Annotated in this window: 19 protein-coding genes; 12 read left to right on the plus strand and 7 right to left on the minus strand. The window is 66.9% G+C overall.

The features are described 5' to 3' along the window. Positions 1 to 16: 16 nt before the first annotated feature. Together AC3ANU_RS03100 and AC3ANU_RS03105 are read right to left on the minus strand one after the other, a co-directional pair. A complete protein-coding gene (locus tag AC3ANU_RS03100) occupies positions 17 to 1,021 on the minus strand; it encodes an aldo/keto reductase family protein (protein WP_018771927.1) in 1,005 nt (334 codons plus the stop codon). 54 nt (positions 1,022 to 1,075) lie between these two features. Continuing rightward, positions 1,076 to 1,735, minus strand: coding sequence for a hypothetical protein (locus AC3ANU_RS03105; protein WP_478222686.1), 660 nt, complete (start codon positions 1,733 to 1,735; stop codon positions 1,076 to 1,078). A gap of 162 nt (positions 1,736 to 1,897) precedes the next feature. On the opposite strand from AC3ANU_RS03105, the gene AC3ANU_RS03110 reads away from it, so the two are divergent. Beyond that, entirely contained in the window at positions 1,898 to 2,296 is a 399-nt protein-coding gene (locus AC3ANU_RS03110) for a YchJ family protein (RefSeq protein ID WP_223993039.1), read from the plus strand. Here the strand turns inward: AC3ANU_RS03110 and AC3ANU_RS03115 are convergent, their stop codons facing one another. From AC3ANU_RS03115 to AC3ANU_RS03125, 3 genes are all read right to left on the minus strand, one after another. Further along, positions 2,297 to 3,130, minus strand: a complete 834-nt coding sequence (locus AC3ANU_RS03115) for a TIGR04086 family membrane protein (RefSeq protein ID WP_223993038.1) — start codon at positions 3,128 to 3,130, stop codon at positions 2,297 to 2,299. A 64-nt stretch (positions 3,131 to 3,194) separates the two neighbouring features. Beyond that, entirely contained in the window at positions 3,195 to 5,195 is a 2,001-nt protein-coding gene (locus AC3ANU_RS03120) for an acyl-CoA dehydrogenase family protein (protein ID WP_018771923.1), read from the minus strand. 61 nt (positions 5,196 to 5,256) lie between these two features. After that, positions 5,257 to 5,559 carry a hypothetical protein gene (locus tag AC3ANU_RS03125; RefSeq protein ID WP_026266177.1) on the minus strand — a complete coding sequence of 101 codons (303 nt, stop codon included), beginning with the start codon at positions 5,557 to 5,559 and terminating at the stop codon, positions 5,257 to 5,259. Positions 5,560 to 5,828: 269 nt separating this feature from the next. On the opposite strand from AC3ANU_RS03125, the gene AC3ANU_RS03130 reads away from it, so the two are divergent. The 4 genes from AC3ANU_RS03130 (at position 5,829) to AC3ANU_RS03145 (ending at position 12,408) form a co-directional block, all read left to right on the plus strand. Continuing rightward, positions 5,829 to 7,286, plus strand: coding sequence for a DUF3375 family protein (locus tag AC3ANU_RS03130; protein ID WP_488315419.1), 1,458 nt, complete (start codon positions 5,829 to 5,831; stop codon positions 7,284 to 7,286). After that, positions 7,279 to 8,091, plus strand: a complete 813-nt coding sequence (locus AC3ANU_RS03135; RefSeq protein WP_488315420.1) for a DUF4194 domain-containing protein — start codon at positions 7,279 to 7,281, stop codon at positions 8,089 to 8,091. The genes AC3ANU_RS03130 and AC3ANU_RS03135 overlap by 8 nt, the downstream gene beginning before the upstream one ends. Continuing rightward, a complete protein-coding gene (locus AC3ANU_RS03140) occupies positions 8,088 to 11,561 on the plus strand; it encodes an ATP-binding protein (RefSeq protein WP_478222690.1) in 3,474 nt (1,157 codons plus the stop codon). Before AC3ANU_RS03135 ends, AC3ANU_RS03140 begins: the two co-directional genes overlap by 4 nt. Positions 11,562 to 11,778: 217 nt before the next feature. Continuing rightward, entirely contained in the window at positions 11,779 to 12,408 is a 630-nt protein-coding gene (locus AC3ANU_RS03145) for a hypothetical protein (protein ID WP_224084160.1), read from the plus strand. A gap of 54 nt (positions 12,409 to 12,462) precedes the next feature. Here the strand turns inward: AC3ANU_RS03145 and AC3ANU_RS03150 are convergent, their stop codons facing one another. Continuing rightward, entirely contained in the window at positions 12,463 to 12,957 is a 495-nt protein-coding gene (locus tag AC3ANU_RS03150) for an FBP domain-containing protein (RefSeq protein WP_018771917.1), read from the minus strand. A gap of 353 nt (positions 12,958 to 13,310) precedes the next feature. Between AC3ANU_RS03150 and AC3ANU_RS03155 the strand changes: the two genes are divergently transcribed. The 7 genes from AC3ANU_RS03155 to AC3ANU_RS03185 all read left to right on the plus strand — a co-directional run bounded on the left by AC3ANU_RS03155 (position 13,311) and on the right by AC3ANU_RS03185 (position 21,740). Next, positions 13,311 to 14,399 carry an iron-siderophore ABC transporter substrate-binding protein gene (locus AC3ANU_RS03155; protein ID WP_134164932.1) on the plus strand — a complete coding sequence of 363 codons (1,089 nt, stop codon included), beginning with the start codon at positions 13,311 to 13,313 and terminating at the stop codon, positions 14,397 to 14,399. A 13-nt stretch (positions 14,400 to 14,412) separates the two neighbouring features. Next, entirely contained in the window at positions 14,413 to 15,492 is a 1,080-nt protein-coding gene (locus AC3ANU_RS03160; RefSeq protein ID WP_488315421.1) for a FecCD family ABC transporter permease, read from the plus strand. Next, positions 15,492 to 16,523, plus strand: coding sequence for a FecCD family ABC transporter permease (locus AC3ANU_RS03165; protein ID WP_488316015.1), 1,032 nt, complete (start codon positions 15,492 to 15,494; stop codon positions 16,521 to 16,523). Before AC3ANU_RS03160 ends, AC3ANU_RS03165 begins: the two co-directional genes overlap by 1 nt. Position 16,524: 1 nt before the next feature. Beyond that, a complete protein-coding gene (locus tag AC3ANU_RS03170) occupies positions 16,525 to 17,337 on the plus strand; it encodes an ABC transporter ATP-binding protein (RefSeq protein ID WP_134164934.1) in 813 nt (270 codons plus the stop codon). Positions 17,338 to 17,396: 59 nt separating this feature from the next. Next, on the plus strand, positions 17,397 to 18,419 hold the full coding sequence (locus AC3ANU_RS03175; RefSeq protein ID WP_488315422.1) for a siderophore-interacting protein: 1,023 nt from the start codon (positions 17,397 to 17,399) through the stop codon (positions 18,417 to 18,419). Between the two features lie 180 nt (positions 18,420 to 18,599). Then, positions 18,600 to 20,795, plus strand: a complete 2,196-nt coding sequence (locus AC3ANU_RS03180; RefSeq protein WP_488315423.1) for a CBM96 family carbohydrate-binding protein — start codon at positions 18,600 to 18,602, stop codon at positions 20,793 to 20,795. A 99-nt stretch (positions 20,796 to 20,894) separates the two neighbouring features. Beyond that, entirely contained in the window at positions 20,895 to 21,740 is an 846-nt protein-coding gene (locus AC3ANU_RS03185) for an SGNH/GDSL hydrolase family protein (protein WP_488315424.1), read from the plus strand. Between the two features lie 14 nt (positions 21,741 to 21,754). On the opposite strand, the gene AC3ANU_RS03190 is transcribed toward AC3ANU_RS03185, so the two are convergent. Further along, positions 21,755 to 22,060, minus strand: a complete 306-nt coding sequence (locus AC3ANU_RS03190; protein ID WP_018771909.1) for a YciI family protein — start codon at positions 22,058 to 22,060, stop codon at positions 21,755 to 21,757. Positions 22,061 to 22,118 lie beyond the last annotated feature (58 nt).

The raw sequence follows: 22,118 nt of genomic DNA on the forward strand, positions 1-22,118 counted from the left end.
CCGACGGGGACGCCACTTACGCTTCCCGGGTGGCCGGCGACTTGGTCTGTGCGGGGTCCCGTTCAGCAAGGCCACCGACGGCGTCGTCGATCTTCTTGAGGACCTCCGCCTCCAGCTTCACTCCGGCTGCGCCCACGCTGTCGGCAATCTGCTCGGGCCGCGAGGCACCCACGATGGCTGACGCAACGTTGGGGTTCTGCAGCACCCATGCCACAGCCAGCTGCGGCATGGAGAGGCCCGCTTCCTGGGCGATCGGCTTCAGTTCCTGCACGGCTGCCAGGACGTCGTCGCGCATCCAGCGCTGGATCATCTTGGCGCCGCCCTTTTCATCCGTGGCGCGGCTGCCCTCCGGAGCGGGCTGGCCGGGCTGGTACTTGCCGCTGAGGACGCCCTGGGCCATGGGCGACCAGACAATCTGGGAGACCCCCAGTTCCTCCGACGCCGGGACCACCTCGGCTTCGATCACGCGCCACAGCATGGAGTACTGCGGCTGGTTGGAGATGAGCTGGAAGCCAAGCTCTTTGGACAGCTTGTGGCCCTCGCGGAGCTGGTCAGCGGTCCACTCGCTCACGCCGATGTACAGCGCCTTGCCCTGCCGGACGATGTCCGCGAAGGCCTGCATGGTTTCTTCCAGCGGCGTTTCGAAGTCATAGCGGTGGGCCTGGTAGAGGTCCACGTAGTCCGTTTGCAGCCTCCGCAGCGAGCCATTGATGGACTCCATGATGTGTTTGCGGGACAGGCCAAGATCGTTCTTGCCCTTGGGGCCGGTGGGGCCAAAGACTTTGGTGAAGATTTCCAGGGACTCGCGGCGCTCGTCCTTCAGGGCCTGGCCCAGGACGGTTTCCGCGGCTGTGTTGGCGTAGACGTCGGCGGTATCGAAGGTGCTGATGCCGGCGTCGAGGGCAGCCCGCACGCACTGGGTGGCAACGTCGTTTTCCACCTGCGAGCCGTGCGTCAGCCAGTTGCCGAACGTGATTTCCGAGACTTTGAAGCCGCTGTTTCCGAGGTATCTGAATTCCATATGTTCACGCTAACCCAGATGGTTGCTCAGGGTAAGGGCTTGGCCGTTTCTCCCTTACGGCTGGGGGCCCGGATCCTGCGCCTTCTCCTTGAGCACCTGCTGCGGGCCGGCTATGGAAACCAGGGACCCGGTATCCAGCGGCGGTACCGGATGAGGCGGCTGGGGCTTCTTGAAGGACCTGGGCAGCTCATGCGGCGGCCGGTGGTTGTGCAGGGCGGACTCCACCAGCGGGGCTACCTCGGACACCTTGTCGGCAGGGACGGCCGGGTCTGGAAGGTCCCGCACCGACAGTTTGATTTCGGGTGCCGCGGCGCGCGCCCTGGCCTGGGCGCGCTTGTCGGCCTCGGCGACCGCGGAGGCCCAGTCCTCAGCGAGGACCGGGGGGTCGTGGCGGGCGGCGGCAAGCTTGGGATGGCGTTCGACGGCGGTGCGGAGCGACTTTTTCAGCCGGTCCGGCTTGAGTGCGGAGGCCCGAGCCCGGAGCGGCCTGCGGGCTTGGCCCGGATTCATGGGGGCGCCGGCGGTACCGGGAGAATCCCTCCTGCCGGGAACGCGCCCGAACAAGGCCATCAGCACAAGGGCGGCAAACCGGCCCAGGCCCGCGAGCACCAAGGTGATAACGCCCAGCAGGAAGAGGACCAGAAACATAAGGAGGGCAACGCCCACCGTGCCCAGGAATGTCAGGTTGAGGACGAGAGTGTCCGGGTTCTCCACGTCTTCTCTCCTCTCCAATCAACATCCTGGGCCGCCCCGGCACTCACGGCCGGCGGCAGGCTCCTTCTCCACCATACGGATTTTTACCAGGCGATGCCGCCGCCTGCCCGGCACGGTTCGAGGTTGTAGCGAAGCTGTTACCGGATATGGCAGCATCACCGGATGACCGAATCGATGGAGTCCGCGAACTGCACGTGCCTGTCCGGGGAGCCGTACGCCGAATGTTGCGGCAGGTTCCTTTCCGGCCGCGCATCTGCAGCCACTGCCGAACAGCTGATGCGGTCACGCTACAGCGCCTTCGTCCGGCTGGATGAGGACTACCTGCTGCGCACCCACCATCCGTCCACCGCGCCGGCCAGCCTGGACCTGGACACGGCCATGGAATGGCGCCGCCTGGACATTGTGTCCACCAGCAACGGCGGTCCCTTCGATTCCGAAGGGACCGTCGAATTCAAGGCCTACTACCGGCAGGGCCGGGAACGCGGGGTCCTGCACGAGAACAGCAGGTTTGTCCGGGAGGATGGCCGGTGGCTGTATGTGGACGGTGACATCCTCGCCTGACTACTCCCCGTCGTCGTAAAACTCGCTGTCCGGGGTGAATCCGGCGCGGTCGACCTTCCGGTGGAACCGCATGCCCGCCAGGCCGCCCAGCAGCGCGCCGACAAGGGCGACTGCCGCCACCACGATCGCGGCGATGATGCTGGTGGTGGTCAGCTGTCCCTCGTTGATTGGGATCCGCGGGAAGCTGTTCAGGTTGGCCAGGACGTTGAACTGTTGCCCGGCCACCAGGCCCAGGATGGCCACCACAACGGCTGCGATCAGCGCCCAGATCCAGACCATGAGTCCCTGCTTGAGGCCGTTGAAGCGGGCCATCCGCCCGGCCACGTAGCCGCCGCAGTAGTAGGAGAGGAAGAGGATCACCAGCAGCACGATGATGCCCACCAGGCCAACCGTGCCGCTGTTCTGCGCCGCCTGGTTCACGGCCTCGTTGACGTCGGTGTTGCTGGCCAGGCCCACGGCGGTTCCGGCGGCTGCCACCAGTGCGGTGAGGAGCACGGCCATCCCGGTGGCGGTCAGCCATCCGAAGAAGGCCGAGCCCACTTTGATGCCGCCAAACCGCTCCTTCTGGCGCGCGACGGCGGTTTCCCGGTTCGCAAGCGTTGGGTCTGCCACCGGTTCCACCACTGGTGTGGCCCTGGTGGGGGCAGGCTGGTATTCGCGCTCCGCGGCGGGGGCGCGGGTGTAGTCCCGCTCCCGCTGGCCGGCCGGCGCCTGGTCCATCGAGCGCGTGGCGGCATCGTCTGCGGCTGCCTCCCGGTAGCTTCCGCTGCGGGTGGTTTCGTCCTCCCGGGCACGCCGGGGAGGCAGGTTCTCTGGTTCCGTTGAGCTGCTCATGGCTCAACTCAACCACCCGCCCCGGGTGATAGCAAGCGTGCTTACTATTTTGTGACCTGCGGCTTTACCGGTATTTCCGGTGCAGGTCCTCCTTCCTGGATGGGCCCGGCGAGGCATCGGCGATCCACGGGCCGGTGCCTTCGGACTGGTCCAGGACCCCTGCCTCAAGCCATAGGTAGTCACCGGCGAGGACCTTCCGCGTCAACGCCCGGTCGGCATCGTCGGTGTTCCGCCACAGCTGGTCAAAGTACTCGTCCACCCGCACCCTGGCCTGCTCGCAGTAGGCGTCGGCAAGCTCGTAGGCGCCGGCAGCCTTTTCCGGGGCGGTTTTCAGCAGCATCTCGGCACGGGAGCAGCATGCAGTCATGGCGAACAGTTCGGCGCCGATATCCACCACTCGGCCCAGGAACGCCTGCTTCCGCTCCAGCTTGGCCTGCCACCGGCCCATGCCATAGAAGGTCTGCCGGGCCAGCCGGCGCGACGACCGTTCAACGAACCGAAGGTGTTTGGCCAGCCTGCCGAACTCCCCGTAGGAGCGGGGGTCCATGCCGGCGCCGGCCACCAGCTTGGGCAGCCACTTTGCATAGAAGCCGGAGGCGCCGACGGCGGCCTTCGCTTTGTCCGCCATGCTCGCATCCAGCGAAGCAAGGTCGCCGGCGGCAGCCAGGTGCGCATCCACCGCCTCGCGCGCAATCAGCAGCCGCATGATTTCGGAGGACCCCTCGAAGATCCGGTTGATCCGCATGTCCCGCAGCTGCTGCTCCGCCGCTACGGCACGTTCACCGCGCGCGGCCAGTGATTCAGCGGTCTCAAACCCCCGTCCGCCGCGGATCTGGACCAGTTCGTCCGCGATCCGGCAGCTGATTTCCGTGGCCCAGAGCTTTGCGAGCGCGGCCTCGATCCGGACATCCTTCTGCCCGGCATCGGCAAGTTCTGCGGAGAGTTCGAACACGGCATCCAGGGCAAAAGCCGTGGCCGCGATGAAGGCGATCTTCTTGCCGACTGCCTCATGTTCACCCACGGGCCTGCCCCACTGGGTGCGGGCGTTGGACCATTCACGGGCAATCTTCAGGCTCCAGCGCCCGGACGCCACGCACAGCGCCGGAAGCGCCAGGCGGCCGGTGTTGAGCGTGGTCAGCGCGATCTTCAGTCCCTGGCCCTCCCGGCCCAGCCGGTTGGCGGCCGGCACCCGCACCTGGTGGAACCGGGTAACCCCGTTCTCGATGCCGCGCAGGCCCATGAAGGCATTGCGGTTTTCCACCGTGATGCCCGGCGAGTCCATTTCCACCACGAACGCGCTGATGCCGCCCTTGTGCCTGGTGCCGTCCGGATCGGTGTGCGCCGGGACAACTGCCATGACCACCACCAGTTCCGCGATCACCCCGTTGGTGGTCCAAAGTTTCACGCCGTCCAAAAGGTACGCGTCGCCGTCGTCCGTGGGAGTTGCCGTGCTGCCCAGCCGGGCGGGATCGCTGCCCACGTCCGGTTCGGTGAGGAGGAAAGCAGTGACGGCGCCGGCAGCGCACCGCGGCAGGTACTCACGCTTCTGTTCGGGCGTGCCGAACACCTTGACCGGCTCGGGCACGCCGATGGACTGATGGGCGGAGATGAGGGCGCCCAGGCTGGGGTGCACGCTGCCCAGCAGGGCAAGGGCCCTGCCGTAATAGACCAGGGAGAGGCCCAGGCCGCCGTATTCCTCCGGGATTTTCATCCCGAAGACGCCCAGGGCAGCCAGGTCCTTGATGTATTCGTCCGGAATCTTCGCTTCCCGTTCAATGACCCGTCCGGACATGGTTTTGGCGAACTCCGTGAGGCGGGCCATGAATGCCTCGCCCTTGTCCACGGAAGCGGGGTCGGCAGCCGGCCAGGGATGGACCAGGCCCAGGTCGAAACTGCCCAAATAGAGGCCCTTGGCGAAGCTGGGACGGTCCCAGCCGGATTCACGGGCGGCTTCGGCAACGGCCCGGGCATCTTCGGCGGTGGCTCCGGCGCCGATGTTGCCGGCGGGGACGGGGGTTTCTTCAGCCGGGGCGTCTTTGGCCTGGCTGTCAGTTGCGGAGGTCATGGGTTATCTCCTTGGCCGGAATGGCCGGTGTAGCCATGGATCCGCCGGGTTGGAGAACCCTTCAGCTGTCCCTCAAGATTACCCGCGGGTAGGTTCCGGTGCTAGGGGATGGCTGCGCCTGGAAATCGCCGGGCAGTTCCACGGTGGAGGCCCGGTGGACCAGCCGGTCCCAGCCGGAGTTGATCCCGTGGACCACCGCCAGGAGCGTATTGGCCACCACCATCCAGGTGAGCTTGCCCACCCCCAGCAGCGCCAGGGCAACCAGCCCCGCCGAGAGGACGAATGCGGCCAGAACTGCGCCGAACACCAGCGTCCCGATGAAGACCAAGGTGGCTGTTTCCACTGAGCTTAGATCGAACTGCATGAATCCCCCTGCTGCGACGTTGCTTTGCATAAGACTGCGGTGGCGAAGACCAGTAGCAGAAGCGTAGGGGGACAGCTGCGCGGCCAGCCAGACCCGGCACGGGCGGGGGAGCCTGTTGATATGGGATCGAAATGCTACCGGCAGGTAGGTCACGGAGCGGTCGCGGCGGCTGCGTTAACCTTGTAGTTGGCAGTTTTCCGGTTCGTCCCCTGCGTGCCGCCCCTGCCCGGTCCCCGTTCAGCCCCCGTTCAACAGTCCAAGGAGAGTGCGTGCCCCGCTCCGCCAGGTCATCCGCTGACGCCATCAGCGCCCGGCTCCGGGACCTCGAACTCCTCACCAAGGGGCCCGCGTGGGCACTGACGCGTTCGGCGCCTTGGGTGATCGCCGTGCTCCAGGCCTCCTTCACCCGCACCCGGCCGCAGGTGCCGCTCGAGGAATTCCATGCCGACGTCGACTCCTTCCTTGAGGAGCTCCGGCGCCAGGATCCGGGCCTGGGCGGAGGGGCCAGCGGAAAGGCGTTCGGGGATGAGTGGACCCGGCGGCAGTTCCTGACCCGGCGGAACCAGTCAGGCCAGATCGTCTACGAGGCCACCGAGCCTGCAGCACGCGTGCTCGCCTTCCTTGACAGCCTTTCCAGCGAGCGGTCCACGTTGAACGGTTCCCGGCTGGGCACCCTGCTGGGGGACGTGGAAAAGCTCGCCAACGAGACCAACCCGGACCAAAGTGCGCGCCTCGAAGCCCTGGAAGAGGAAATCGAAGAGCGGCAGCAGCTGATCCAGGACATCAGCACGGGCGACTTCGACGGCCTGCTTGACGACGACGAGGCCGTGGAGGCCGCCGGAAACATCCTGGACCTGGCCGCCAGTTTGCCCGCGGACTACAAAAAGATGCGCGACCGGATCGAGGAACTGGTGGGCGGACTGCGCAACCAGATCATCGAGGAGTCGCTGACCAAGGGCGCCACCATGGCCCAGGTCCTGGAGGCGGACAAGCGGCTCCGCCAAAGCCCGGAGGGCAGGACGTTCCGGTCCTTTACCGCCTTCCTGGAGGACCCGCAGCAGCAAGTGCGGTTCCGGTCCGCGATTGGGGAGGTCCTGAGCCGCCAGTTCGCGGATGACCTGTCACCTGACGACCGGGAGACACTGAAGAACCTGGTGGCCGAGCTCCGGCAGCAGCACAGCCAGATCCAGCGCATCTACGGCAAGCTCAGCGAAAGCCTGAACACGTACGTCCAGAGCGACGACTTCCGCCAGTCGGTCCGGCTCCGGAAGGTCCTGCGCGAGGCAGAACAGGCCATCCGTTCACTCCCGTACGAGCGTGAACGGCCCGGCCTGGTTCCCGGCCCCGTCCTGTACAACGCAGGGTTTGAGTCACTGTCCATGGTGAAGCTCTTCGACCCCGACGAGTTCGCGGCACCACCCAGGCTGGCCGATCCCATCGCGTTTACCGACTCGGACCGGGTGCGCTCGCCGCGGACGGGCAAGGCCAGGCCCGACGTCGTCCGGTCCGCCATGGCTGGGGCTGCCACGCTCGCCGACGCCTGGCAGCAGCTGCCGCCCGAAGAGCAGCACATCAACACCATCCGCGCGCTGCTGTCCGAGGCCCTGCACGCCGGGGCCGACTTCAACCGCAGCGCCTGGGATGGCCTGGACTTCGAACAGATAGACGGCTCCACCCGCAGGGCCTACCTGCCCGTGGTTACGCTCGCAAAGGATCCACATGACTGAAGTTTCAAACACTGAGGGCCCAGAGCTGATCGAAGACCAGCCGCGCGGCGAAGGGGCGGTGGCGGCACCGGGCGTTGAGCGCCCCTTCGCAGTGTCCCCGCGCGACACCTTCGTCGACGGCGCTGCCCTGTTCCCCGGCGATACCGGCGTCCTGTCCATGAAAGTGCGCCAGGCCCTGGTGAAGCTGTTGAAGGGCCCGTACATCGACGGCGGCCGGGACGAAAAGCTCTGGACGGTACTGCTGGACAACCAGGTGATCCTGCGCAGCCGCCTGTCCGAGCTGTTCCTGACCCTGCAGCTGGACCCCGAGCGGAAAATCGCGGTCCTTCGCCCCGTGGACCCGGACGTCATCGGCGGGAGCGCCCGGTCCAGCATCCTGCGCCAGCAGCGTGCCCTCAGCCGGGTGGAAACCATTGTGCTGCTCCGGCTCCGCCTGCTGCTGGACCGTCACGTCACGGCCCAGACCGACCCCACCATCACCCGCGAGGAGATCACGGACCTGGTGGCGCACTACCAGCCCGCCGGCCAGCAGGACGCACTGCGCGACTCCGATGTGGTCACCCGTGCCATCACCAAGCTCCTGGCCCGCCAGCTCCTGCTCCCCACTGGACTGGACGACGTCTACACCATCTCCAACGCCCTGCCCCTGGCCCTGCCGTTCGAAAACATCGGCGACATCCCGGCCCACATCGAAGCCCTCGTAGCCGCCTCGGCTGACCAATCAGGAACGGAGCCGCTCCTGGACCTGGAGGACACAGCCGCCGCGGAGACGAACGGAACCACGTCCGAGGAGGATGACCAGTGACCATCGCAAGCATGCTCCCGCTGGGGGATGTCACCAACCCGGGCCAGATGCGGCTTGCGTTGGTGCAGGTGGTCAACTGGGGGACGTTCCATGGAGCGCACACCATGCATGTTGACCGGAACGGAACCCTGCTGACCGGTAACTCGGGCGTGGGTAAATCCACGCTGTTCGACGCGATGCTGCGGGTCTTCGATGCGCGGCCGCGGTCCAACGAGGCGGCGGCGCAGCGGTCGGGCGGTGCCGTGGAGGACAAGCGGACCACCTTCACGTACATGCGCGGCAAGGTGGGGGACAAGGCGGTGGGGGAGGGCTCGGCGAGTGCGTTCCAGCGCCCGGGTGCCACCTGGTCCGCCGTCGCCCTGACCTTCGACAACGCCGCCGGGACGCGGGTGACGGTGTCGGCGCTGTTCGACCTGCCCAAGAACGGCACGGAGTCCAGCGTGGGCCGGTTCTACCTGATCGACAACGTGCCCCTGGACCTTGAGGCGGTTGAGGGCATCGCCGACAAACGGTTCACCAAGGGCGCGCTTGAGGCGATCTTCCCGCACGCCCAGGTCTTCGACGTGCACAAGGCGTTCGCGGAGCGGTTCCGCCGGCTGCTGGGGATCAACTCGGACCAGGCCCTGCCCCTGCTGCGCGTCATCCAGGCCGGCAAGGGCCTGGGCGGCAGCGTCAACACCTTCTTCCGCGACCAGGTGCTGGATGCCCCGGCAACCCTTGCCGCCGCCGATGACGTGGTGGAGGAGTTCAGCAACCTGATGTCCATCCGCCAGCGGCTGGAGGATGTCCGGCAGCAGCGCGACCAGCTGGCGCCGGTGCCGGGACTGAACCGCGAATATGCGCAGTCGCTGCTGGACGCGAACCGGCTGCGGGAGCTGGTGGGTGGGGAGTTCGAGGCGTACAGGCAGCAGCTCGCCGTCACCGTGCACCAGAAGACGCTGGTCCGTTTCCGCGAGCTGGCGCAGGCGAAGGCGAAGGAACTCGGCGCCGAGCGTGCGGTCCGCGACAACCTGGCCAAGGAACTGCGGCAGCTGGAAACCGAGTACAACAACCAGGGCGGCAACGCGATTTCCGCGATTGAGCAGTCGCTGGAGAACGCCCGGGTTGGCCTGAAGCTGCGACGCCAGGTGGAGGAGGCGGCGCAGCAGGCATTGGCCGACGCCGGGCTGCAGCTTGAGTGGAGCGCGGCCGGCTGGGAGCAGGCACACGAGCAGGCGGCGGCACGGTCGGCCGAGCTGAAGGATGATTCGCAGGCCCTGCAGGAGCTGCGGTTCGAGGCCTTCGACGCCCACGCCAGCCGCAAGCGGGAGCTGGCGGCTGCCGAGCAGGAACTCGTGTCGTTGAAGACGCGCAAGTCCCTGCTGCCGCCGTCGAGCATTGAAAACCGTGCCGCCATCGCCGCTGCCACCGGTATTGCGGAAGACCGCATGCCCTTTGCCGGCGAGCTCATGGACCTCGCAGACGGCGAGGAACGGTGGCGCCCCGCTGCCGAGCGTGCGCTCCGCAGCCTGGCCACCACCCTGCTGGTGCCCGGTGAGCACTTCGGCGCCGTCACCCGCTACCTGAATGACCACAACGTCCGCGGCGCGCTGCGGGCAGTGGACGTCTCCAAGCCGCTCGCCGGCGGCGCGCTCGCTGTGGAGGACGTGCGCGACGGCGACCTGCTCACCAAGCTGGATATCCTCGAGTCCGGCGCGGCGGCCGAAGCCGGCGGGTGGGTCCGTGAGCGCATCGCGCTGGACTTTGCCTACCCCTGCGTGGAGGACCCGGACGAGCTGGCAGCCCTGGACAAGGGCCTGAGCCTGGGCGGCGTGGTCAAGCGGAACCGCCACACGGTGGAGAAGGACGACCGCTTCACCAGCCGCCAGGACTACGTCCTGGGCTTCGACAATGCCGCCAAGCTGGAACTCGTGGCCGGCCAGGTGGAGGACCTCCGGCAGGAAGTGGCCAAGGCCGCCGAACTGGCGCAGAGCCGCGAGGACTCGCACCAGGGCATGAGCCGCCAGCTCGACGCCCTGCGCCGGATTGCCGAAGACGACCGGCCCTGGGAACAGGTGTCCGCGGCCGTTGCTGCCGATGAGCTCACCAGGATCGAGCAGCGGCTCAAGGACGCACTTGCCGCGCAGGCGGACCTGGAGCCCCTGCGCGCCACCATCGAGGAGGTCCGGCAAAAGCACCAGACCAGCACCGAGTCCGCGGCCGTCCTGCAAAGCGAATACAAGGCATTGGACCGCCAGCTCACGGCTGCGGATTCACTGCTGGAAGCGGCGCGTGACCGCCTGGCCCAGGCGCCGCCGTCGGACGCTACCGTGACGGCGCTGGAACCGTACTTTGCGGAATTCGGCGACGTGACCGAAATGCACGAGCTGGACAACCTTGCCAACCGCGTCCGGACCACCCTGCTGGGCGAACTGCACACTGCTGAATCACGGGGGCAAGGGACAGCCGAGCGGCTCACCCGGATTTTCGAAGGCTTCGTCCGGGAGTGGGGCAGCGCCATTTCGGCGGACCACGGCACCAGCATCGGCGCGGCCAGCGAATTCGAAGCCCGCTACCATGCCATCGTCAACGACGGCCTGCCGGCGCAGGAGGCGGAGTTCCGGCAGTTCTTCAACCAGCGCACGCACGAATCCTTCAGCACCCTGCTGCACCTGCTGGACGAGGAACGCCGCTCCATCACCAGCCGCATCCTGCCCCTCAACGGCATCCTCTCCCAGGTGAACTTCCATGAGGGCAGTTACTTGGAGCTGGATATCAAGCAGACGCTGCCGCCCACTGCCAAGCAGTTCAAGGACGCCATCCAGAACGCCTTGAAGGCCCGCCACGCTCGGCCGGCCAGGACGGACGCCGCCAGGGGGGAGGGGCCGGACGGTGACGACGCCGAGCTCACCGCGCGCTACAAGTCCCTGGAGACCCTGGTCAAGAGGCTTGGCTCGCAGGCGCCGGAAGACCGGCGGTGGCGGGCGGAGGTGCTCGACGTCCGCGGCCACCTGTTCATCCAGTGCAAGGAGCACCGGGAAGTGACCGGCCCGGCGGCTGGCAAAAAGAAGGGCGGCGGCACGAAGACCGAGGTCTTCATGCACGCAGACACCGGTTCCATGTCCGGCGGCGAGCGGCAGCGGTTCACCGCGTTCATCATGGCCGCGGCCCTGAGCTACCAGCTGGGGATCGCCGAGCAGGGCTTCACCACCTACGGCACCGTGATGATGGACGAAGCGTTCGTGCTCGCCTCCGAGGAATTCGCCGGCGCCGGCATCAAGGCCCTCCACGAATTCGGGTTCCAGCTGCTGCTGGCCGCCCCGGAAAACGTCATCGATCTGTCCCGGCACCTGGGCTCCGTCACCGAGATCCTCCGTGACCGCCGCACCAACCGCTCCGGCGTCCTCACGGCCCCGGTGATCCGGCCGCGTCCGGGGGAGGAAGGAGCCTGGCGCTCCGAGGCAAACCCGGTGGATATCGTCCTGCGTTGAAACCGGATCCAGCAATATAACAAATTGATGGATTTATCGCTCCGGCCGTGGTGGCCGGTCTTTTCGCTGTGCCACTCTGGGCTTTACCAACTCACCTCGCCAGAGTAGATCCCATAGGTACTGCAGGATGCTGGGTCCGCACTTTCTCCGAGAGAACGATGGCGTCCTCTTTGAAAGGCACCCCATGCGCCCACGGCACCCCGCTCCAATCCTCCTTGTGATAACAGCCGCAGCGGCGCTGTCCCTCGCCGCCTGCGCGGACTACGCCCCCGCAGGGAGCGGGGGCGCGTCCACGGAGACTGCCGTTCCGCCGCCCTCGCCTGCTCCCACGTCCGCGCCCACTCCTGCCGGGATGGTGACCTATACCTTCCCCGATGGCCGGCTGTCCTTTGCCCATCCGGCGGACTGGCGCGTGGTACATGAACAGGTTTCCGCATCACCCCCGGTGGAAACGGCCGCCGTCATTGATGCCAACGGCGCCGGGCGGGTCAACATCTACTACAGCCAGGTGGGTGACGCCGTGGCCGGTCCTGATGCCAGGTTTGTCCTTGCGGCGGACCCTGTGCCGGGGCTGGTGGGCCACGCAGTTCCCACGCCCCATTCGTCGTTCTTCACCGATCACGTCAATGGTGCCGTTGAGTACCGCATGGGGCTGACGGCGGGATTGCCGGTGTCACCGGACGGCAAGGTGCAAAACGGGCCCGTCATGCTCGGCGACCGCATTTTGGCCGCAGACGTGCTGTTCACCGGTCCGCCGTTTGCCAATGACGAGGCGGCGAAGGCGTGGTACTGGGGCGGGGACGGCCAAAAACTGAAGGCGTTGCTGATGAGCTTCTCCTACCGCTGAGGCACACGGGGAAGCCCTCCGTCACCGGAGTGATGGAGGGCTTCCGCTGACCGCCTACTTATTCTGCACGCGGGCCAGGAACTGCGCGGTGCGGTCCTGCAGGCCCTGGATCTGGCGTACCACGACGGCCGCCGGATCGGGGTTGATCTCGTTGGCCGGCGGTTCCTTGCGGACGTTGCCACAACACAGGAAGTCGGCGCAGATCAGGGTCCCCACGGTGTTGCCGTCGCGTCCTGACTGGCCTGCGCGCCTTGCGACCCAAAGGAGCACGTCCTCCTTCGAGAACACATCCCGGCACAGTTCGCACAATACCGAGCGGTTCTTCCTGGCTCCTCCTTCGGGCGCCCGGAGCAGGATGCCCGTGAGGCCCTTGGGGCCGGGAACCACCAAGTACCCGCGCAGCGGCATCTTTTCATCGCGCCAGCCCAGGAACTCCAGGCTGTCCCAGTCCAGGGCGTCGAAGTTCCTGGGCAGTGTCAGCTTGGCTGCTTCTGAGCGGCTGGCGTTGACGAAGGATGAACGGATTTGTTGGGGCGTGACTGATTGCATGGCTGAACTTTCGTAAAGGGTGGGCGGCCCTAAGCCGGGCCGGGGTGACAGGGGAGTCAGTCAGTCTCCGCGGAGCAGGCCAAAGCGGCCACCCCGCTTCCCATGGCAGCGGCGGCCGGAACGACCTTTTGCATGCGCATTGTTCCCGTTGTTCCGTTTCTGTTCAGCGTGCCCTGGTAAGGGTGCCCTGCCGGCAAGGCAATCCTGCCAAATGTGCCCCGCCCTGTCCAAGAACCTGATGGCGCATGTGGCCTTTGTCACGTTGCGGGATTAGGTGACAAAAACGTTGCGTAATCGACACTTACATAGGTTAGCCTTACTTAAGTTTCCAGCAGCCTGATCCAAGGAGCCCCGTGACGTCCCCCCTCTTTTCCGGCCCTCTCTCCACCCGCCGGACGCTTTTCTCTTCCGCCGGCAAGGCGGCTGCGGTGCTCGCCGCGGCAGCCTTGACCCTGTCCGCCTGCAGCACGGGTCCGGCCTCTTCAGTGGCTGGCACGGGCGGCACCGGCAGCAGCACCCAGTTCCCGGTGACCATCGGCCATGCATTCGGCCAAACCACCATCGATAAGCAGCCCGCGCGCGTGGCGACGGTTTCATGGGTGAACGACGACGTCGCGATTGCCCTCGGCGTGGTGCCCGTCGGTGTCCCCAGGAACGATTGGGGTGGCAATGACAAGGGGTCCACCCCCTGGAAGGACGCGGCGCTCGAAAAGCTGGGGGCCGGATTCGGATCGGCCAAGGCCCCCGTGCAGTACTCGGAGGCGGACGGCATCAACTTCACGGAAATCGCCAAGCTCGCCCCGGACGTCATCCTCGCCGCCTACTCCGGCCTCACCGAGGAGGACTACAGGAAGCTCAGCGAAATCGCCCCCGTGGTGGCGCACCCGGAAGTGGCCTACGGAACCTCGTGGCAGGACTCCACCACCATCATCGGCAAGGCCCTGGGCAAGGAAGCGGAAGCGGCCAAGCTGGTCTCCGACACCGAGACCACCGTTAAGGACAAGGTCTCCCAGTACCCGCAGATCCAGGGCAAGAGCTTTATCTACGGCAACCTGGAGCCCGCCCGGGGTGACGGCGTCAACGTCTACACCACCAACGACAACCGTCCCCGCTTCCTCACCGAAATCGGCATGACCCTGGCCCCGGTGGTCGCGGAGAACTCCAAGGGTTCCAAGGAGTTCTACCTTTCCTGGTCCGCCGAGAAGGCGAACGAACTGCAGTCGGACATCTTCGTCACCTGGGTTCCCGACGCGTCCACCGCGGAGGCCATCAAGGCTGATCCGCTGCTCGGGCAGATCCCGGCCATCAGGAAGGGCGCCCTGGTGGCCGACCAGGACAACACCCTGACCCTGTCCATCTCGGCGTCGTCGCCGCTGAGCCTGCCGTGGTCGCTGGATACGTTCCTGCCGCAGTTGGCCACGGCGGCGGATGCAGTGAAGTAGGGGCCGCGCCTTCATGGGTACGACGACGGTACGTCCGGCCGCCGGCACGGGCACCCAGGTGCGGGCCGGGGCAGCCGCTGCTCCCGTCTGCGGTGTTGCGCCGGGAACGCGAGCCGCCTGGCTGGCCGGCGCCGTCGTCGTGCTGGTGCTGGTGGCCGGGGCATCGCTGGCCGTGGGGGCCCGGGAGGTTCCCCTTGCGACGGTATGGCAGGCCCTTTCCGCGTTCGATCCCGCCAACGGTGACCATGCCGTGGTGCTGGCCCGCATTCCGCGCACGGTCCTGGGCCTGCTGGCCGGCGGCGCGCTGGGCCTGGCCGGGGCCGCGATGCAGGGAGTTGCCCGCAATCCGCTGGCCGACCCCGGCATTCTTGGCGTCAACGCCGGAGCCGCCCTGGCGGTGGTCGCCGGCATTTACATCTTCGGTGTGGCCACCTTCTCCGGCTACGTTTGGTTCGCCTTGATTGGGGCCGCTGCTGCCGCAGTGGTGGTATACCTCATCGCCTCGCTGGGCAGGGAGGGAGCCACCCCGGTCAAGCTCGCGCTGGCCGGAGCCGCGCTCAGCGCCGGACTGTCCTCGCTCATGAACATCATCCTGGTCTCCAGCCAGGACACCCTGGACAGGTTCCGCTTTTGGCAGGTGGGCGGCATCGCGGGCCGTGACTGGACCGTACTCCTGCCCGGCCTGCCGATCCTGGCCGCCGGTGCGCTCATCGTGCTCCTGGCCGGCCGCACCCTCAACAGCCTGGCGCTGGGGGACGACATCGCGCGGGGGCTTGGCCGGCGCGTCGGGCCCTCGCGGGCCCTGGTGGCCCTGGGCATCGTCCTGCTCTGCGGCACCGCCACGGCATTGGCGGGCCCCATCGGCTTTGTGGGCCTGGTGGTACCGCATGCCGTGCGTGTCCTCACCGGGCCCGACTACCGCTGGATCCTGGCCTTCTCCCTGGTGGCGGCTCCGGTCCTGCTCCTGGCCGCCGACATTCTTGGGCGGGTGGTGCTGCCGCCGGGCGAAGTCCCGGCCGGCATCATGACCGCCCTCATCGGTGCGCCGGTGTTCGTGTGGCTGATCCGCCGCGGAAAGGGGGCCGGGCTGTGATGGCCAAGGGGGCCGGCAACCGGACCGCCGTGCTGGGCGCCGCCGTCGTGCTCCTGTTTTTCGTATCCGTCCTGCTGGGCAGCTACACGGTGACCGTTCCGGACTTCTTCGCCATCGTCTTCAACCATGTGACGGGCGGCGCCAGGATTCCGGGCGCCAGCTTCATCGTGATGGAGAACAAGCTTCCGCGGGCCGTCATCGGCACCATGACCGGGACTGCCTTCGGGCTGGCCGGCGCCCTGTTCCAGACCATGCTGCGGAACCCCCTGGCCAGCCCCGACGTCATCGGCATCAGCTCCGGGGCCAGCGCGGCGGCGGTGGTTGCGATTGTCATCTTCGGCGCCTCCGGTGCGCTGGTTTCCGGGGCGGCGCTGGCGGGTGCACTGGCCGTGGCAGGCCTGATCCATGCGATCTCCAGCGGCGGTGCCACCCGCAGGGCAGGCCGGGGGAGCGCCGCCGGAAACCGGCTGGTCCTTGCCGGCGTCGGGATCGCTGCCGCCCTGCACGCAGTTGTCAGCTTCCTGATGACCCGCGCTGACATCCGCTCTGCCGCCGACGTCCTGGTCTGGCTCAATGGATCCCTGAACTCCGCCAACTGGGACCGGGCCGGAGTCCTGTTCCTGGCGCTCGCGGTGCTGGTTCCCGCCGTTGTGCTCATCGCCGGTCCGCTCCGCATCCTGGAACTGGGTGATGATGCCGCGGCCGGGCTGGGGGTCCGCGTCAATGCCGCACGCCTGGCGCTGGTGGCCATTGCGGTATCGCTGGCGGCAGTGGCGACGGCGGCCGCAGGGCCGGTGTCGTTCGTCGCCTTCCTGGCCGCTCCCATCGCCCGCCGCTTCGCCGGCAAGGCCAGCCTGCCGGCGTCGGCCCTGGTGGGCGCCCTGATTGTCCTGGCGGCAGACTATGTCGCCGCCAACCTGGCCCCCCTGTTCCTGGACGGCACCGTCCTGCCGGTGGGTGTTGTCACCGGCGCGCTCGGCGCCCCCTTCCTGCTGTGGCTCCTGGTCACGGCCAACCGAAAGGATGCCTGACGTGGCACTTCTCGAAGCACGCGACCTGACGCTCACGTACGGCCAGCGCTGTGTGGCGGACGGGCTCAACGTCCGGATTCCCGAGGGCAGGGTGACCATGATCGTGGGTGCCAACGCGTGCGGAAAGTCCACCCTGCTCCGCGGGCTGTCCCGGCTCCTGAAGCCCGCCGGCGGCACCGTGACCCTGGACGGCAGGGACATCCACACCCGTCCGGCCCGTGAACTGGCCCGGACCCTCGGCCTGCTTCCCCAGCACCCCACCGCCCCGGACGGCATCACCGTCCGAGACCTGGTGGGACGCGGGCGCTACCCGCACCAGGGTTTCTTCCGGAGCAGGAGTGACAAGGACGACGCCGCCGTGCAGCGCGCGCTGGAAGCCACCGGGACGCTGGACCTCGCCGGGCGCGACGTGGACGAACTGTCCGGCGGCCAGCGGCAGCGGGCCTGGATTGCCATGGCACTCGCCCAGGAAACCGACGTCCTGCTGCTGGACGAACCCACCACCTACCTTGACCTGGCCCACCAGGTGGAGGTCCTGGACCTGGTAACGGACCTCAACCGCAGACGGGGTATCACCGTGGCAATCGTCCTGCACGACCTCAATCTGGCGGCCCGCTACGCGGACCACATCATCGCCATGAAGGACGGCACCGTGACAGCGGTGGGGTCCCCGCGCGAGGTGGTGACGGAAGGACTGGTCCGCCACGTCTTCGGCCTGGAGAGCCGGGTTATCCCGGACCCCGTTTCGGCCACCCCGCTGATCATCCCCATCGGCCGCCACCACACTGCCTACGAACTGGAGCCCGTCCCATGACGACCCGCGACACCGCCCGAGCACAAACGGCAACTGCACAACCGGCAAGTGCCCAGCCGATGACCACCCAGCCGATGAGTCTCGCCTTTGAGGTCACCGTTTCCTCCGTCCAGCAGCTCAGCCCCACCTTCCGCAGGATCACGTTCGGTGGCTACGCGCTGCGTGACTTCGGCGTCCAAGGCCACACCCTGGACCTCCGGATCAAGCTCCTGATTCCGTCCCTGGCCCCGGACGGCTCGCAGCTGCCGCTGCCGGCCGTCAACACCGGCCAGCCCGGCTGGTATCGGGATTGGCTGGCCATGGACCCGGAGGTGCGCGGCTCGATGCGGACCTACACCGTCCGTGAGGCGCGGCTGGACGCGGTGTATCCGGAGATCGACGTGGACTTTGCGATGCACAAGGACGGGCCGCACAACAGCGGGCCGGCCGCGGACTGGGCCCTGAAGGCCAAACCCGGTGACGCCCTCACCATCATCGGGCCCAACAACCGTGCCGCCCACTGCATCACTGCCGGGACATACTCCGGCATCGAATGGCGGCCCGGCCTGGCCCAGCGCATCCTCCTTGCCGGTGACGAAACCGCAGTCCCCGCCATCTCCGCCATCCTCGAAACCCTCCCGCCGTACATGAGCGGGCACGCCCTCCTGGAGGTTCCCCAGGCCGGCGACTTCCTTGAACTGCAGTCCCCGGCGGACATCGAGATCACGTGGCTTGCCCGCGGCGCCGTCATCGGCCGCTCCCGGCCGCACGGCCAGCTGCTGCAGGAGGCCGTACGCACAGCAGTCCCCGTGCCGGGCTGGGTGGGCATCAAAGCGGACGGCGGCGGCGCCGGCCCGGAGCCCGAAGACGTCAACGTGGACACGGACATCCTCTGGGAAACCCCCGCACGCCTCGAAACGGGGGACATCGGCGCCGCCGGCAACCCCGGAATGCCCGCCGGCGCCATGCCCTTCTACGCCTGGATCGCCGGCGAAGCCGCCGTCATCAAGGACCTGCGGCGCTACCTGGTGCGCGACGTGGGGATGGACCGGAAACAGGTGGCCTTCATGGGTTACTGGCGGCAGGGCAAAGCAGAAGGCTAACCCCGGCCCGCTCGGCGCCTCCGCGCAGTAACACAAATTTTCAGCAATTGCCAATTAAGGAAATTGCTGTGTCACAGGGTGTGACACGCGTATGCTTCGGATATTTCAACTGGAACATTAAGGTCTCATTCCATGAAAACTATCCTGCGGCCAGCTGTTTCTGCCCTGACACTCTTAGTCATGCTCGCCTCACTTGCCGTAGTGGGCAGCGTGGCGAACGCGGTGGGAGCGCTGACATTCGCGCCGACCGCCGACAGTTATGTCCAGGCCGACCGGCCAACGGAGAACTTCGGGACCAGTGTGCGTTGGTCCACGGAGGGCCGGACAAGCATCTCGCGGAGCAGTCTCCTGCGGTTCAACGTCCAGGTCCCCGCCGGGGAACACATCGTCTCGGCAAAGCTGCGGGCATATTCTGAGGCGGCGGCAACGTCGACCGAGTTTGTGGACGTGTACACCACCAGCGGCACATGGGCCGAAACGGGCGTCACCTGGAACAACGCACCGGCCCGCGGGAGTTGGCTGGCCAAGACCGGCGGGTTCGCCACGGGGGCCTGGGTGGAATGGGACGTTACCAAGGGCGTCGGCCCCACCGGCGGCGAGCAGAACTTCCGGCTCGAATCCAGCGCGCAGAAATGGCTGGGCTTCAAATCGAACCAGGCCCTGGACGCGGCACTCCGCCCAAAGCTGGTGGTCACCACCGCCGCTGACGCCGTGGTGACAAGCCCCGCCCCGACGCCAACCCCCACCCCTACCTCCACCCCTGCGCCCGCTCCCGTTGATGCGGGCGGAGTCCAGGCTGCTGCCACGCAGAACTGGGGCGCACCTGTGGCCGGGGACGAGTTCAACTACACCGGAGCCCCGGACGCCACCAAATGGAGCGTGTACAACAGCGCAGGGCACGCCGGCCAAGGCATCCGCAGCCCGCAGCAGGTAACAGTGGACGGTTCCAAGATGGTCATGAGCGGGACCCCGGACGGGACCACTGCCGGGATGTCCGCGAAGTTCGCCAAACAAAAGTACGGGCGGTGGGAAGTCCGCGCCGCCGGGTCGGGCGACAATGAGTACCATATGGTTTCGATCCTGTGGCCGGACAGCGGAAACTGGCCTTGCGACGGCGAAGTGGATTACGCGGAAACAACGGGCGCCTGGAACGTGATCAACTTCTTCCAGCACTTCTCCTGCAGCAACTCCCAGACCAGGGCCAGCAAGACGCTGGACGTGACCCAGTTCCACAACTACGCAGTGGACTGGTCCCCCGCCGGGATGGTCGGATACGTGGATGGCGTGAAGTGGTTCGAGGACACCGACCCCAACCACCAGCCTCCGGGCAGTATGCACCAGACGCTGCAACTGGACTGGTTCCCTGATTCCACTGCTGACGGTGCTGCGGAAATGCGCGTGGACTGGATACGTGTCTACCCGGCCGCCGGCGGGACGAGCCCCACCCCGACTCCTACCCCCACCCCGACTCCCACCCCGGCGCCTACCACGCCGCCGGCGGGCGATTCCTTCGAGTTCGCCGCTGTTGGCGACATGAACCCGTCAGGAAATACGTCCACGAGTTCGGCGTCCGGCAAGAACGCTGCCAGCATCATCAGCGGCCTCAACGATGGTTCGTTGGATAATTTCCTTGCCATCGGCGACTTCCAGTACGACAAGGGGACCTGCTCGGCGCTTGGAGCGTGGAACACGCTGTGGGGCGGGTTGAAAGCCAAGACGTACTGGACCACGGGCCCCAACCACGATGTGGAGCCGGGTGTGAACGATGACGTGGACCGGTTCATGGACGGCCAGTGCGTCAACACCACCAAGTCCGCTACCAGCACCACTCTGGGCCGGTTCCAGGATGCGCTGGAGTGGTATTCGTTCGATAAGGGGAACTGGCATATCCTGGTGGCGCCCACGGCCACATGGCGCTACAACGTGGCCCGGGCGCAGGCGATGACCGCCGAAATGGACGCTGACCTGAAGGCGGCCAAGGCCGCGGGGAAGCATCTGGCGGCCGTCTACCACGACCCGTATTTCACGTCCGACACATCCAGCCACACGCGCTTCACCCAGGCGAAGCCCTGGATCGACATGTTCTGGAACAACCGGGTGAAAGTCCTGCTGTCCGGGTCCCAGCACAACTATGAGCGGACCTGCCCGGTGAACAACGCCGACCAATGCGTCCCCGACGGCATGCAGCAGTTCCAGGTGTCCACCGGCGGTATCGGCCTCCGATCGTTCGCGAGCAACCCGGCCTACGTCCAGCGGAAGTTCAGTGATACCTGGGGCCACCTGAGGATGAGCCTGAAAGCGGACGGCTCCTACACCTGGGAGTTCCGTCCGGTTTACGGAGGAATGCAGACGGACAGCGGGTCCCGGACGCCATAAGTGCTCCACCGGATCCCGCAGCGCTTTCCCAAGCTCCCGCTCACTTACTGTTCATCCCGGCGTCGTCCTTGCTTTTCCCAGCGCCGCTACGTTGGGGCGGTGGTGACTGGATCCTTGCTTCCTGACTCCGGGCGGCGGGTGTTTGTGGCCCTTGGCGACTCCTTCACCGAAGGCGTGGGGGACCGGGATGAGCGGCTGCCCAACGGGGTGCGGGGGTGGGCCGACAGGGTTGCCGAGAAGCTCGCCAAGGCGCAGCCGGGGTGGAAGTACGCCAACCTGGCCATCAGGAGCAAGCGGCTGCGGCACATCATCGACGAGCAGCTGGAGCCGGCACTGCGGATGCGGCCAACACTGGTGACCTTGTACGCCGGCGGTAACGACATCCTGGACCTGAAGACCGATATGCCCGCGCTCATGGCGGACTATGAACAGCTTGTTGACCAGCTCGCCGGCACGGGGGCCACGGTGGTCCTCTTCACGGGGTTCGACGTCAAGGTTTCCGCGCTCCTGGAGCCGTTGAAGAAACGCAACGCCTACTACAACCAGCGGGTGCGGGACATCGCGGAAAAGTACGGGGCCGTGCTGGTGGACTACTGGTGCCTGGATGCCTTCCACGACGCCAGGATGTGGGACTCTGACCGGCTCCACATGTCCAAGGCCGGGCACAAATACCTGGCCGGGCAGGTGCTGGACCAGCTGGGCGTGCCGCACAAGATCAAACCCCGGGACTGGGAGCCACCACCAAGGTTGGGCCTGCGCGAATGGGAACGGCGCCAGCGGCGCTGGGTCCATGACTGGGTCCTGCCGCTCTTTGGCCGCAAGCTCCGCGGGGTGACGCTGGGGGACAGGCTCAGCCCGCGCTGGCCCAAGCCTGTGAAGGTGCCGCGGAAAGGTGGCCTGAAGAAGCTCGCCGCAGAAGGGTACGACGGCGGCAGCCCACCCTAGCGGCCTGCGTCACCTTAGGTGGTTTGCGCGGGCGGGGTGTCCAACAGGTTTTCGAACCCCGGGGCCACCCGGCCGGCGTGGAACTCCAGCACCTCGAAGTCGGCCACGCCGTTGATGTAGAACGGGTCCTGCGCAAGGCTCGCGTCAAGGGTTTCCCGTTCCGCCTGCGAGAGCAGCAGCCCTCCAGTGCGGGGAATCTTGCGGCCGGCGGCAATGAAGACACCGTCGTCGAACGCCTTTTGCAGCCAGGCGATGTGGGCGTCGTTGTGGAAGTCGACGATCTCCTGCGGCACGCGGTAGGTGAGGGAGACAACATACATGGGGCAAGCCTACCCGTGCCGCTTCCAGCTACTTGAAAGATCAATCGTAGAATGGGGG

The sequence above is a fragment of the Arthrobacter sp. SDR-2R genome (assembly GCF_057747955.1).

Bases quoted from the DNA above. Each gene is read 5' to 3' on its own strand.
- AC3ANU_RS03100 (WP_018771927.1), bottom strand. From the start codon at position 1,021: ATGGAATTCAGATACCTCGGAAACAGCGGCTTCAAAGTCTCGGAAATC.
- AC3ANU_RS03110 (WP_223993039.1), top strand. From the start codon at position 1,898: ATGACCGAATCGATGGAGTCCGCGAACTGCACGTGCCTGTCCGGGGAG.
- AC3ANU_RS03115 (WP_223993038.1), bottom strand. From the start codon at position 3,130: ATGAGCAGCTCAACGGAACCAGAGAACCTGCCTCCCCGGCGTGCCCGG.
- AC3ANU_RS03120 (WP_018771923.1), bottom strand. From the start codon at position 5,195: ATGACCTCCGCAACTGACAGCCAGGCCAAAGACGCCCCGGCTGAAGAA.
- AC3ANU_RS03125 (WP_026266177.1), bottom strand. From the start codon at position 5,559: ATGCAGTTCGATCTAAGCTCAGTGGAAACAGCCACCTTGGTCTTCATC.
- AC3ANU_RS03135 (WP_488315420.1), top strand. From the start codon at position 7,279: ATGACTGAAGTTTCAAACACTGAGGGCCCAGAGCTGATCGAAGACCAG.
- AC3ANU_RS03150 (WP_018771917.1), bottom strand. From the start codon at position 12,957: ATGCAATCAGTCACGCCCCAACAAATCCGTTCATCCTTCGTCAACGCC.
- AC3ANU_RS03160 (WP_488315421.1), top strand. From the start codon at position 14,413: ATGGGTACGACGACGGTACGTCCGGCCGCCGGCACGGGCACCCAGGTG.
- AC3ANU_RS03165 (WP_488316015.1), top strand. From the start codon at position 15,492: ATGGCCAAGGGGGCCGGCAACCGGACCGCCGTGCTGGGCGCCGCCGTC.
- AC3ANU_RS03175 (WP_488315422.1), top strand. From the start codon at position 17,397: ATGACCACCCAGCCGATGAGTCTCGCCTTTGAGGTCACCGTTTCCTCC.
- AC3ANU_RS03180 (WP_488315423.1), top strand. From the start codon at position 18,600: ATGCTCGCCTCACTTGCCGTAGTGGGCAGCGTGGCGAACGCGGTGGGA.
- AC3ANU_RS03190 (WP_018771909.1), bottom strand. From the start codon at position 22,060: ATGTATGTTGTCTCCCTCACCTACCGCGTGCCGCAGGAGATCGTCGAC.